General features: G+C 59.6%; 8 protein-coding genes. 5 read left to right on the top strand and 3 right to left on the bottom strand.

Features of this window, described 5'->3' with window-relative positions; all coding sequences use genetic code 11:
* Positions 1–53: 53 nt before the first annotated feature.
* The 3 genes from AC1DW3_RS04040 (at position 54) to AC1DW3_RS04030 (ending at position 7,664) form a co-directional block, all read left to right on the top strand.
* Positions 54–1,229 carry an McrC family protein gene (locus AC1DW3_RS04040; protein ID WP_477928816.1) on the top strand — a complete coding sequence of 392 codons (1,176 nt, stop codon included), beginning with the start codon at positions 54–56 and terminating at the stop codon, positions 1,227–1,229.
* 36 nt (positions 1,230–1,265) lie between these two features.
* Positions 1,266–4,463 (top strand): type I restriction endonuclease subunit R, encoded by a 3,198-nt coding sequence (locus AC1DW3_RS04035; RefSeq protein WP_477928814.1) that lies wholly within the window; start codon positions 1,266–1,268, stop codon positions 4,461–4,463.
* Between the two features lie 876 nt (positions 4,464–5,339).
* Positions 5,340–7,664 (top strand): NACHT domain-containing protein, encoded by a 2,325-nt coding sequence (locus AC1DW3_RS04030; RefSeq protein ID WP_477928811.1) that lies wholly within the window; start codon positions 5,340–5,342, stop codon positions 7,662–7,664.
* A gap of 584 nt (positions 7,665–8,248) precedes the next feature.
* On the opposite strand, the gene tnpB is transcribed toward AC1DW3_RS04030, so the two are convergent.
* The 3 genes from tnpB to AC1DW3_RS04015 form a co-directional block, all read right to left on the bottom strand.
* Positions 8,249–8,581: an IS66 family insertion sequence element accessory protein TnpB gene (gene tnpB / locus AC1DW3_RS04025; RefSeq protein WP_057295914.1), complete on the bottom strand. Its 333-nt coding sequence runs from the start codon at positions 8,579–8,581 to the stop codon at positions 8,249–8,251.
* Complete coding sequence (tnpA, locus tag AC1DW3_RS04020) at positions 8,578–8,982, bottom strand: IS66-like element accessory protein TnpA (RefSeq protein WP_477928809.1); 405 nt, start codon at positions 8,980–8,982, stop codon at positions 8,578–8,580. Before tnpA ends, tnpB begins: the two co-directional genes overlap by 4 nt.
* 140 nt (positions 8,983–9,122) lie before the next feature.
* A complete protein-coding gene (locus tag AC1DW3_RS04015; RefSeq protein WP_477928807.1) occupies positions 9,123–9,557 on the bottom strand; it encodes a hypothetical protein in 435 nt (144 codons plus the stop codon).
* 462 nt (positions 9,558–10,019) lie between these two features.
* On the opposite strand from AC1DW3_RS04015, the gene AC1DW3_RS04010 reads away from it, so the two are divergent.
* Together AC1DW3_RS04010 and AC1DW3_RS04005 are read left to right on the top strand one after the other, a co-directional pair.
* Positions 10,020–12,029: an ATP-binding protein gene (locus AC1DW3_RS04010; protein WP_477928805.1), complete on the top strand. Its 2,010-nt coding sequence runs from the start codon at positions 10,020–10,022 to the stop codon at positions 12,027–12,029.
* Positions 12,026–13,243, top strand: coding sequence for a PP_RS20740 family protein (locus AC1DW3_RS04005; protein WP_477928803.1), 1,218 nt, complete (start codon positions 12,026–12,028; stop codon positions 13,241–13,243). The genes AC1DW3_RS04010 and AC1DW3_RS04005 overlap by 4 nt, the downstream gene beginning before the upstream one ends.

The raw sequence follows: 13,243 nt of genomic DNA, 5'->3' as shown, positions 1-13,243 counted from the left end.
CGACGTTGGATTGCGCGCCGGTCAGCGAATCGGCCTTTGACTACCTATGCCGCTTGAGCGAGCGTTTCTCGCGCGGCGGTGCGCGGCTGCTGCAGGTGGAGGGGCGGCGGCGGTTGAAACTGGACAACTTCGTAGGCGTGATCCAGACGCCTTGCGGCACGGTGCTGGAGATCGTGCCTAAGCACCATGCGGAGAGCGGGAGCCTGGCCGAGGCGCGCGCGCTGCTGCGCAAGCTGCTGCTGGCCTTGCTGGATCTGCCCACGCGCGATGTCGGCGTGGCCTCGCTGCAGCTGTTCGATGCGCCCTTGTCCGAGTGGGTGATGGGGCGGTTTCTGCACGAGCTGGACACGCTGGTAAGCCGCGGCCTGCGCTTCGAGTACCAACGGGTGGATGAGGAACTGCCGTTTTTGCGCGGACAGCTCGACCTCAACCGACAACTGCGGCAGCCGCCCGGGCGCGAGCATCGCTTTCACGTGCGCCACGAGGTCTACTTGCCCGACCGGCCCGAGAACCGACTGCTGAAGCTTGCACTGAACCGGGTACGCCAGAGCACGCAGGACGCTCGCCATTGGCGCCTGGCCCAGGAGCTGAGCTTCCGCTTGGCGGAGATCCCGGCCAGCGGGCAGGTGGACCAAGATTTCCGCGCCTGGGGACAGGACCGCTTGCTGGCGCACTATCGACCCGCCAAACCATGGTGCGAGCTGATCCTGAACCAGCACATGCCGCTAGCAGTAGCTGGTGACTACCAGGGCATCAGCTTGCTGTTCCCGATGGAGAAGCTGTTCGAGCGCTTCGTGGTTCGCTGGCTGCGAGCATCGCTGGCGCCTGGCGTCGACATGCGCACGCCGGCTCGCAGCACGTCGCTTTGCCAGCACCAGCAGAAGCCCATCTTCCAGCTGGAGCCTGACATCTACATTGCCGATGGCAGCCAACACTGGATTCTCGATACCAAGTGGAAGCTGCTGGATGCCAGCAAGCGCGTTGACAAGTACGGCCTGAGCCAGTCGGACTTCTATCAACTCTTTGCTTACGGGCAGAAGTACCTCGCCGGCGTTGGACGCATGGCCTTGATCTATCCGCAGACGGAGGCCTTCCAGAGCCCGCTCGATCCCTTCGACTTCGGTGGCGGGCTGAGCCTGGAGGTGCTGCCCTTCGATTTGGATCAAGAACTCCTGCTTGGCGTTCAACGGTTGGGGCTGACGCATCGTTCGATGCGTCTGGCTGCGTAGGCGGGGTAAGGGAGCAAGGACCGGCTTGGGGATGCGATGACCGAAGACCAACTCGAAATCGAAGTTCTGTCTTGGCTGGCCGAAGTGGGCTACACCCACCGCCATGGTGTCGACATCGCGCCCGATAGCGCCCTGCCCGAACGCAGCGACTACCGACAGGTACTGCTGCGCGGCCGACTCAGCACGGCGATTCACAAGCTCAATCCCGACATCCCACCCAGCGCCCGAGACGATGCGCTGACTCAGGTGCTGGACCTCGGCATCCCCGCGCAGCTCTCGGCCAACCGTGCGTTTCACAAGCTGCTGGTGAGCGGCGTGCCCGTGCAGTACCAGAGGAATGGCGAGACGCGTGGCGATTTCGTTCGCCTGATCGATTGGGGCGATGTTGCTGCCAACGAATGGTGGGCGGTCAACCAGTTCACGATCAAGGGCGCGCACCACACGCGCCGGCCGGACATCGTGCTCTTCGTCAACGGCTTGCCGCTGGTGCTGATCGAGCTTAAGAACCCGGCCGACAAGCATGCCGACATCTGGAAGGCCTTCGATCAGATCCAGACCTACAAGGCCCAGGTCCCCGACATCTTCCAGTACAACGAATTGCTGGTCATTTCGGACGGTAGCGAAGCCCGCATGGGCTCGCTGTCGGCCGACGAAGAGCGCTTCCAGCAATGGCGCACGATCACTGGCACGGACCTAGACCCGCTGGGCCAGTTCAACGAGCTGGAGACATTGATCCGAGGTGCTCTGGCCCCGGCGATGCTGCTGGACTATCTCCGCTACTTCGTGCTTTTCGAGGATGACGGCCGGCTGATCAAGAAGGTCGCCGGCTATCACCAGTTCCACGCTGTGCGGGCCGCCATCGAGCACGTCGTCGCGGCGTCAAGGCCAGACAGCAGCGCTGCGCTTCGCGGCAAAGGTGGCGTGGTGTGGCACACCCAGGGCAGCGGCAAGAGTATCACCATGACCTGCTTTGCTGCCCGGGTGATGCAGGAGCCGGCAATGGAAAACCCGACCATCGTCGTCATCACTGACCGCAACGATCTGGATGGGCAGCTGTTCGGCGTGTTCAGCTTGGCGCAGGATCTGTTGCGCGAGCAGCCCGTGCAGGCGAGCACACGGCAGGAGCTGCGCGCCCTGCTGAGTAATCGGCCCTCGGGCGGCATCGTCTTCGCGACGATCCAGAAATTCATGCCCGGGGAGGACGAGGACCTGTTCCCCATGCTCTCGGACAGGCGCAACGTCGTCGTTATCGCCGATGAGGCCCACCGCACGCAGTACGGTTTTGAAGCCAAGCTGAAGGAGGTCAAGGTGCGCGGTGATCGTGCATCGTCTGCGTTGACCACTGATGGCAAGGCGCCAGCGCACACGGCGGGGGATTTTGAGTCCCCTGAGTACAAGACCAAGTACCAGGTCGGCTACGCCCAGCATCTGCGTGACGCCCTGCCGCACGCCACCTTCGTGGCATTCACGGGCACGCCGGTGTCAGCTGCTGACCGCGACACGCGCGCTGTGTTCGGCGACTACATCCATGTCTATGACATGCAGCAGGCCAAGGAAGATGGCGCCACGGTAGCCATCTACTACGAGTCGCGGCTGGCCAAGCTGCGCCTGAAGGACGAAGAGCTGCCCACCATCGACGACGAGGTAGACGAACTGGCCGAAGACGAAGAAGAGAGCACTCAGGCAAAGCTCAAGAGCCGTTGGGCGGCGCTGGAGAAGGTGGTGGGCGCTGGCCCGCGCGTGGCCAGTGTGGCGGCCGACCTGGTGGTCCACTTCGACGCCCGTGATTCCGCGCAGCGAGGCAAGGCCATGGTCGTGGCGATGAGCCGCGACATTTGCGTCCACCTCTACGACGAGATCGTCAAGCTGCGGCCGGACTGGCACGACGCTGATCCCGAGAAGGGGGCCGTCAAGATCATCATGACCGGCGCGGCCAGTGACAAAGCGCTGCTGCGGCCTCACATCTACAGCGGCCAGGTCAAGAAGCGACTGGAGAAGCGCTTCAAGGACCCGACCGACCCGCTCAAGCTCGTGATCGTGCGCGACATGTGGCTCACTGGCTTCGACGCCCCCTGCGTGCACACCATGTACGTGGACAAGCCGATGAAGAGCCACAACCTCATGCAGGCGATCGCCCGCGTGAACCGCGTGTTCAAGGACAAGCAGGGCGGGCTGGTAGTCGACTACATCGGCATCGGCAACGAACTGAAGGCGGCCATGCGCGAGTACACGGCCAGCCAGGGCCGCGGCCGGCCGACCGTCGACGCGCACGAGGCCTATGCGGTGCTGGCCGAGAAGCTGGACGTGCTGCGGGCGATGCTGCATGGCTATGACTGGAGCAGCTTCCTGACCGGTGGCCACAAGACCTTGGCCGGCGCGGCGAACCATGTGCTCGGCTTGAAGGCTGAAGGCAACCGCGACGGCAAGAAGCGCTTTGCCGACACCGTGCTGGCGATGAGCAAGGCCTTCACGTTGTGCTGCACGCTGGACGAGGCCAAGGCCGTGCGGGAGGAAGTGGCATTCCTGCAGGCCGTCAAGGTCATCCTGACCAAGCGCGACATCTCTCAACAGAAGAAGACCGACGAGCAACGAGAGCAGGCCATCCGCCAGATCATCAACCAGGCGGTCGTGTCCGACGCCGTCGTGGACATCTTCGATGCGGTCGGCCTGGACAAGCCGAACATCGGTCTGCTAGATGACGAATTCCTGGCCCAGGTGAAGAACCTGCCCGAGCGCAACCTGGCGGTGGAGCTGCTGGAGCGGCTGCTGGAAGGCGAGATCAAGTCCAAGTTCGCCAGCAACGTCGTGCAGCAGAGGAAGTTCTCCGAGCTGCTTGGCAACGTCATCACCCGCTACCAGAACCGCTCGATCGAGACCGCGCAGGTCATGGAAGAGCTGGTCGAAATGGCGAAGAAGTTCCGGGAGGCAGCATCACGCGGCGAGGAGTTAGGGCTGACCGACGACGAGGTGCGCTTCTATGACGCGCTGGCCAACAACGAGTCGGCCGTCAAGGAACTCACCGACGAGACCCTGAAGAAGATCGCCCACGAGCTGACCGAGAACCTGCGCAAGAACCTGAGCGTGGATTGGTCCGAGCGCGAGAGCGTGCGCGCCAGCTTGCGTCTTATGGTCAAGCGCATCCTGCGCAAGTACAAGTACCCGCCGGATATGCAGGATGCCGCCGTGGAACTGGTGCTGCAGCAGGCGCAAGCGCTGGGCGAAAGCTGGTCGTGAGGCTCTGCCACCTTCACTTCAGCCTGCCCTCAGCTCTTGCAAAAACGGGACGACCATAGATTTTCATTCTGCGGCTTGGTCCGGCGCTGGTGTCCAACAGCGCCAGCGCGGCCGCGCGCGTTGCTGCACTCGGCAGGGGCAAGGGGGTCAAGTTGCGCAGCTTGCCGATTGGCTCGAAACAAGGCCTCCAATTTTTTTCGGTAGGCCACCGCCGTGCGCAGGGCTTCGTTTTGCGCATGGCTGGCTATGCGTACTCCGGCGCGGCTGATCAGATGATCCAGTGCCGCGCACAACGAGTTGAATGGTCGTGATCACATGGCCCGCTGAAGTGACCGCCCTAGGCAAGACAGACGTCGCCCATGTTCAGACCCACTCTGGATACCAGTGTCCGGCCGACATCAGATCGGATGAAGTGACGCAGCACGCCTTCGGTCGCAAGGTCTAGATCGGTTTGGGGGAGAGTGGCCCTGACGAAGCAGGATCTGGGGCAACAACGGCGCGTTCATGCGAAGGCGCCGGCCAGCGGCTCAGGATACGTCGTGGGCCGCGGAAACTTGTTTTGATTGGTCAGTCACTGGTTCGCCATGGCGGCAGAACCAGAACAAGACATCCTCCGTTGGGCCTGCTGTAGCGCTGCTTCATCGCGTCATTGAACACACAGGCCGGGTCTGACAGCGATTTGCTGGCCTGCGCAACGTACTGGTCAGGCGCTACAGCCAGCATGCGTAGTCTGCGTAGCTAATCGGCCGTGAGAGGAAGCAGCTTTTGACAGCGCTAAATTCGTTCACAAAATGAGCACGGAGCGCTACACGCAAGGCACCAGGCGCCGTATTCTTCCAAATAATTGCACAACACGAATCAGTGGGGAGTCCGAAGGTGGGAGCAGAACGCGACAAGAACATGGCGTTTGAGGCGGAGGTCCGACGCATTGCTGAAGCAGTTTGGGGGCTCCTTCCGGGCGAATGTCAGCCTATGCACTATGCGGATGACCCCGTGGTGCGCGAACTTGATGGTATGGCGCGAATGCGCGACGTTACGCATCTACTTATGGTGACTACGAGCACGCGTCTAGACAAAGTAAAGGACGATTGCAAAAAGCTAAACGCCGCGGAGAATATTGAAAAAGGCCGGGCTTCAGCAATTTCGAAGTGGATCGTTACGGAGAAACAGTTAGACGCACAACATGTTGATCATGCTCGACGAAATAATGTTCAGGCAATCACCTTCTCCGACTTCAAGCGGCGCTTCTTTGATTCATCGAAGTATCTCCGCCTCAGGAATAATGCCGCCTTTGGCTCCGCCAGAGACCCGCGCAACAATTCAATAAACCTCTCGGAAGACGCTTACATTGCGCTTCCGATGAGAATTTCCTTTGCCGCCGATGATCCAAAAAGAAAGATTACTGGCAAGTCTATTTCTCTGGATGACATCTCCAATCGAATTAACCGCGGAGAAACTGTAGTTCTAAGAGCCCCTTTTGGATCTGGGAAGAGTCTGACCACGCGCGAAATTTTCCGCATCCTCGCAAAAAAGCATGTTGCCAATGCAAGCGAGCCCACACCATTTGCATTGAACCTCCGCGAGCATTGGGGGGCGGAATATTGCGACGAAGTGCTTGAACGCCACGCGCGAATGATTGGATATGACCCTAGAACAGATCTTGTGATAGCTTGGCGAGCAGGCATGTGCTCCCTATTGCTTGATGGCTTCGATGAAGTCGCGGCGCAAGCCGTTGGTCGGAATGACAATAAGAGCTTTATGCGGGAAGCCAGACGCAAAGCTTTAACTGGCGTGCGTGACTTCACACAAAAGCTCCCTCCGGACGTCGGGGTTTTTATCTGCGGACGAGATCATTATTTCGACACGGATTCTGAACTCGCGAGCTCGCTGGGCGTCGGTGGTCGGAAATTCATAATCGTTGATCTCGGCGAGTTTAATGATCTGAATACCCAGGAATACTTGAAGAAAAACGGCGTTTCCAATTCACTGCCTGATTGGCTGCCACGAAAGCCGCTACTCCTAGGCTACCTACTCAAGGAGCGCCTACTAGATCAGATCCTTTCGATTGACGGATCCAAAGGATTTGGATATGCCTGGAATGAATTCTTGGCACAGATCTGTCAGCGTGAAGCGTCTCTTGACCAAGCGGTAATGGATGCGCTAACTGTTCGATCAGTACTTGAACGACTAGCGTTTGGAGTTCGGGCGACAGCAAGCGGCGTTGGGCCAATCACCGGCACCGACCTAGCATCCAGCTACACCACCGAAACTGGTCAGCCAGCGGGCGAGGGTGTTCTAGCGCAACTGCAACGGTTGCCCGGCCTCGCGCAAAGAGACGAGCACGGCGAAGCCCGATCATTTGTTGACGATGACTTGTTAGCGGCGCTTCAGGGTAGTGCGTTCGCTCGCTTCGTACTTAGTGCTTTCACAGCTGATGTAAACGCTCCACTTTCCGCGCTAAATGATCGTGCTGTCAATATGGCGTCTTATGTGCTCCAGACGCAGCAGGCCAGCATCGAAACAATATTGACAATAATTTCTCAGCTTGTTGGGGGAAGGTCCACGCTTCGTGGGGCAGCGCAGCATGCTGCCGACTGCTTAAGCGTCGTAATCAATTTGTCGCTACAGGATGGCCGGAGCGCCATTGATCTCCATGACTCGATCATCGACGGAGCATCAATAAACGCACTTGAGCTAGACGAAATATCTCTACACAACGTTTCCTTTCACAACTGCACAGTTCGTGAACTCGTAATTGGCGAGAGCACTGATCTTGGGTCAATTAGATTTAAGTCTTGCTTAGTAGACAAGATTTCTGGCGTGAGCGACCGACGGGCGCTACCTGCGGGCTTCATCTCTGAAGACTCGGAAATTGACGCTTACGACAACATTTCGACGAACAGCGCCGTATTAAAACTAGATATTTCTCCGCAGTTGAAGGCACTGATCACGGTTTTGCGGAAGCTGTACAAGCAGGCGGGCGGCGGAAGAAAGCTTGGCGCGCTAAGTCGAGGTATCAACGGGGACGTTCAGCGGTACATTGCCCCCATTGTTGATTTGCTAAAACAGCACGATTTCGTGACAGTGCAGAGTTCGATCGTCCATCCAATTCGTCGCCAGCGCGGACGAGTCGAGGAGATCCTTTCCTCCCCATTAATTTCCGAAGATGTTCTAGCGGTGGAAGCGCGGCGCTTGCAATAGCGCTTATCGAGATACGCCACTCCGGGGCCCAGGTACTTTTACCTGAGTTCTTCGGCAGATGCGGTCCTGTGGCGCCGCGCTTAGAAAACGCCTGAAACACACGAGTAGGTACTCCAAGGGATAAAGTTCAATGGGCGCATAACATGCTGCGACAGGGGGGAGTTATGCAGAAACAGATTCGAGTGCAAGTAAGCAAAAAGTTCGGCGATGCCGGACTGCTACCCGGTCTTCCAGCACACGCGCTTTGGCAATGCAATGTTTTAACGACGATGCTGTGGATCGGAATAGTCACGGCCCCTCCCAGATACCGAGGCTTCGATCTTTCGACGTTCTGGGCATGGCTTAGATATGCGAGTGCGATTTCCGATCACCATTCGGGTCTGAGCCTCAGGCCAATCTGGACGGAAATTGACGCGCATCAGAAGACGGTGATGTCTGACGACTTTGGCATGGGGTTCTCTTGCCACTATCTGGCAGAACAACACGGAATACAGGCATTCGCTAACACGAGCTATTTGCTCGATGTACTTTGCGGCGTGACGACTCTGCACATCCAGCAATTGCCCGTGCCAGGGCACTGCACTTCAGATCGTGCGGATGACACCGGCCTCGCCCAGGCGTTGCCACGGCAGGCCCAGCACCAGCGCGTCGAGCTGCACGCGCGTCAGGCTCAGCGTGCTCGCGCCGTCCTGCGGCCACACGAACTTGCCGGCGTTGAGCCGCCTGGCGGCGAGCCACACGCCGATGCCGTCATGCACAAGGCACTTCAGGCGGTTGGCGCGCCGGTTGGTGAACAGGTAGGCATGGTGGGGATGCGCGGCACCGAAGATGCCGACCACGCGGGCGAGCGCCGCTTCGGAGCCGAGTCGCATGTCCAGCGGCTGCACAGCCAGCCAGACGGCGTCGACGCGGATCAACCCAGGACCTCGCGCAGCCAGGCGGCGCTGCGTGCGTCCATCGGCAACTCGGCGTGCACCGTGGCGCCGCCACGGCGGATCTCCACCGAGATGCAGCTGTGCACTTGCGCAGGTGCAGGCGCCAAGGAGGCCGGCACCTCTTGCGGCATGGGCAGTTGAACGAACGCCGGCACGGCCGCAGCGTCCTTGTGTGCACTGCTCAGCACGCACTCATCAGCTTCCCGCACCCAGCGGCGCAGCATGTTGGAGTTGAGGCCGTTGGCCAGAGCCACCGCCGCCGTCGAGACGCCAGGCTGGCGCGCCAACTCGATGACTCGTGCCTTGAACTCGGCCGAGTGCCGCCGCCAGCTACGCCCTGCAGGGGTTGCCGGTTTGTCGATGTCGAAATTTGAAGTGCTCATGTGTCCACGCATTACTCGTGGACACAAGCATCCAGGGCCGTTCACGCGACTTCAAGATGACTTGGGCGGACGCCTACATTCCGGTGACCAAGCTCACTCGGTGCCGGGCGATGCCTGCCGCTGTCAGGCCATTGGTTGCATCAGCAAATTGCTCGCAAATCAGCGTTGAAGCGCGTCACCAATGCGCGGATGGCGGGCCAATCCTCACCCAACTGGTGAAACGTCCTGGGCGCGAAGCCGCCTCCAGGCAGCTCCCGCGGGCGCATATCTTCTGGATTCATGGGGATCGGATACCGGCCCGTCCAGACCGCGAACTGTTCAACCCGCTCCAGCATGCGACTCTCGTCGTCGCTAAGCGTGCAGCCAGCGTCCTGCGCGAGCTGACGCAGGTCATGCCCTTTGAACTTGAACGGGCCCGCCCGCGCTGCGGCGTCTTGTTGGGCGATCAGCCTGCCCTTGAGCAGGTTCTCCATCGCAAAACCAGCCAGCATGTAGGCGACACCCTGGACGCGCCGCGGCCTACCGTCTTGCACTCGATGCTCGTCGTCCGCGATGAGCGCCTCGAAGGCAGCCATCAGCGACTCCGCCTTAAGCAGCCATGGCCAAGGGTCGCCCTTCAGTAGGCGGTATTGCTCGTCCCAGGCGCACTTGGGGCTGCGCGGGTCAGGAGGCGTGGGTTTCATGGGCGTTGGCCGCTTAGCGTCCCGACCGGTGCTGCTGCTCCAGCACTCGGTGCAGCCGACGCAGCAGATCGTCGTAGGTGAGCACATTGCTGGTGTTCTTGTTCTGCCGCCTGTACATCTCGCAGTTCCCTGTTGTTCGGCAATACGTCGCCGCGCGGCCCAAGACGATGAGGTCACAGGGGCGGGCGATGTGCAGCTCCTGGTCGGAGGGCTGCCTGGCAGCGTAGCTACTGGGAGCATCATCAGATACTCTGGCCGTAACCCTGCGGCGGCCTGGCACGCGCGTTGGCGAGGTAATTTTCACGCCCTTTTGAGGCGAACTTAGGGGGTCCAATCCGTTTTGGCGGCATCTATATGGACAAGCAAAGTAAATCCCGCAGCGGTCAAGCACCCTCGAACTTCAACGAAGTGGTCGACGAGGCGGACGTGCTCGCCAGTCGCATGCGCTCGCTAGCCGACGGTGAACAGCTACAAGAGCAACTCGTAGTAGATAACCGCGTCTTCGCGCGCATCACCGACGGGATCTATCGTCGCCCCTCATCAGCACTTAGAGAGCTGATCTTCAACTCCTACGACGCCGACGCAACGGAGGTGACGATCTCTACGGACTGGCCGCGGTTTGAACGGATGTCTGTATCCGACAACGGCAACGGCATGACCGAAGTCGCATTGTCGAATTTGCTCACGCACATCGGGGGAAGCAGCAAGCGCACCGCCCGCGGAACGGAGATCGGCACGGCATCGTCGGACGACCCTGATCTCAGCCCCGGCTTGCGGCGACTCATTGGAAAGATCGGCATTGGCTTGTTCGCGGTGTCGCACTTGACGACCCACTTTCAGATCATCACCAAGGCGCGAGGAGAGCGCGACTGGCTAATCGCCGAAATTTGGCTGATGACCTACACAGAAGCGGATCTCCGGGAGACTTCAAAGGATGGCGCCAAACCTCAGTTCGTCACCGGCAAGGTGCGAATGCAGCGAGAGGCCGCCCACAGCGCTGATGAGCACGGCACTACGGTAACCCTGTTTGATATCCGGCCTGCTACGCGCGATCTGCTCCGGCGCAAGGAAATGTGGGAGGCGCTGTTAACAAAACCTGAGGATGAGCAGGCCCAGAAGGAGCAAACCGCCCTGCAGGCACCAAAAGTACACGTCGGATTCAGCGATCTAAGAACAAATGTCTTTTTGGTCGAGCCTGCGTTGCCTTGGGCGCCAGAGGATGGACCCGAAGAACGCTTCCGCAAGTTCTATCAAAACGCCGTCAAGACAGGTAAAGAGCAGTCAAAGAATCCGGACATCGAGGAGTACTTGGACGAGTACTTTGCAATGCTCTGGCGACTCAGTCTTGCCGCCCCACTGGAGTACCTTGGAAGGCACCCTTTTGAGATCGCACTCGGCGGCGGCATTGCTGTGTACAAGCTTGAAAACAAGGCGCGCGGTCGCGCTGCTGAGGTGCCAGGCCTTGCCGATCAGACAGTAGCCTCTGCATTGGCGCTGCCGGAATTGGCGGATCCGGTCGGCGGCTTCTCGGTGACGGTAGATGGCGTCAAGCTGTTCAGGCCCGTAGAGCTGCCTAACGAACTAGCTGAATCCGCTCGCCCTTCACAGCAAAAGGTCCCCTTGCTTTTTGTCGGGCAGATGAAGTCATCGCTTGGCAACTATGAATCCGCGCATAGTGGTGGCCCGCTTGAATTTGACGCCTACTTCTACTGGAACTCGGTGATCGTTCCCAAGCAGAACCGGGGCGTATTGATTCGCATCAATGGAGCAAGCGGTGTGCTGTATGACGACCGCTTCATGGACTACCAAGTCTCGGAGCTGAACCGTCTCAATCAGATTACCGGCGAAGTCTTCGTCAGGTCAGGTATGGATGCCGCGCTCAACATTGATCGCGAGTCTTTCAACGTCAGCCATCCTCACTACCAATACCTCAGCAACTGGGTCCACAGCTGCCTAAGGCAAATCACCAATCTGCTGAAGGAAGCAAGCAAGAAGGGGCGGCAGGCCACAGGCAACGAGCAGCGCTCAGGCCTTCTAGCCGCCATTGACAAAGATATCGCGGAGATCTGGGCACGACGCGGCGACCCGCTCGAACAAGCGCCGGAGGTGGCGATCGAAGCGACCGAACAGAAGCGACTCGATTTGCGCATAAGCGGCGTGCTTGCTTATGAAGTCAGCCCAGAACTGCTCAAGTCAGTACAGGCCTCTAATACCACTGTGGCAGCGATTGGGCCGCTGGAAATTGCGAAAGCCGTGTTCAGGGTGCTTGCAGCCTACAACGTGCTCGATCAGATGGAATACAAGGATCAAGAGGCCATGTTCCAAGACGTCCTTCAAGTGCTTAAGGACCGCAACGTCAAATGAGCGGCACTGATGACGCCCCGGGCCTGGTCGACGAGTTCGCAGACGGCGCTCTACCGGCAGTAGCGCCGAAGACATGGGAGCGGCATGCGCGGGAACTGCGCCCTTGGCACAAGCCTCGCAAGCAACTCGTGCGCCACGGTTGGCGCGACAACGTGTCGAGGCTGATGAAAGAGTTGCATCACGCTACTGGGACACCAAAGGTGCTGCGCTATTTCACTCTGCCAGCGCCAGAGATGCTCGACATCCGCGTGCTGGAAGATGCCGCGAAAAATCGCCAGTACCAAGTGCAGTTCGTGGGCATGACGGCAGAAAGAAGTGGCTCAGAAGATGACCAGCATCTAGGTGTAGCGCAAGCCACATTAAAGGCGCAGTCGGACTGGGTGCATGCGGCATCTGACACGCTGCATTACCGGCTTGAAGATCTGGCGGCGGGTAGCAGCCCGGTGGCGCGACGGAAGCTGCGCGAATACGCGCCGTTCCATGTCATCAACTTTGACTTGTGCGGCTACTTGCTGGCCCCGGACAACGGCACCGGCGCCACCGTACTGGATGCGCTGGAGGCCATCATCGAGATGCAGACCAGTCAGCCTGGCGGAGACTGGCTTCTGTTTGTAGCGACCCGATTCGACGAAGAGAACACTTGTCCGCAGAAGTTCGAGCGCGTTCGCCAGGCAATCGAGGACAACTGTGCCTCTAGCCCTGAGTTCAAGAATGAGCTTGAGCAGTTGCTGCAGGTAGCTGCCGGAGTCGGCGTGGATTTCTTGAAAAATCCGACAGGCCTAGCTCGTCCACAGTTGCGCGATGCGATCTGTGTGGGCCTGACCAAATGGCTGGCCTCGAAGCTCTTGCAAGCGAACCCGCCGTTCGAACTGGACATGATGACCACGTATGTCTACGCCGTAGACGGTGGCGAACATGACATGCTTTCGCTTGTGTACCGATGTCGCTATCGCGGCACGCCCGCCCCTATGACCGACGTTGCACCTGACAGTGCTGCGACCGTCGAACAGCGCATCGCCCTACGCGCCCTCAAGAAAACTCGGGAACTGCTGGACATCGATTCCCACCTGCTCAGCGACCCGGCAAAGATGAATTCGATGGCGGCAGAGACCAAGGGGCTGCTCAGGCAGGCCAACTACCCTGATGCACTGCTGGATGGCTACGACGAATGGGCTTCGAAAGAGGCCGCAAAGGCGCAGCCGCCCACCCCTTAG

Source organism: Roseateles sp. P2_H4 (genome assembly GCF_056403315.1).
This window is presented reverse-complemented; position numbering and strand designations above follow the sequence as displayed.

Bases quoted from the DNA above. Each gene is read 5' to 3' on its own strand.
- AC1DW3_RS04015 (WP_477928807.1), bottom strand. From the start codon at position 9,557: ATGGCTGCCTTCGAGGCGCTCATCGCGGACGACGAGCATCGAGTGCAA.
- AC1DW3_RS04005 (WP_477928803.1), top strand. From the start codon at position 12,026: ATGAGCGGCACTGATGACGCCCCGGGCCTGGTCGACGAGTTCGCAGAC.
- AC1DW3_RS04035 (WP_477928814.1), top strand. From the start codon at position 1,266: ATGACCGAAGACCAACTCGAAATCGAAGTTCTGTCTTGGCTGGCCGAA.
- AC1DW3_RS04010 (WP_477928805.1), top strand. From the start codon at position 10,020: ATGGACAAGCAAAGTAAATCCCGCAGCGGTCAAGCACCCTCGAACTTC.
- tnpA (WP_477928809.1), bottom strand. From the start codon at position 8,982: ATGAGCACTTCAAATTTCGACATCGACAAACCGGCAACCCCTGCAGGG.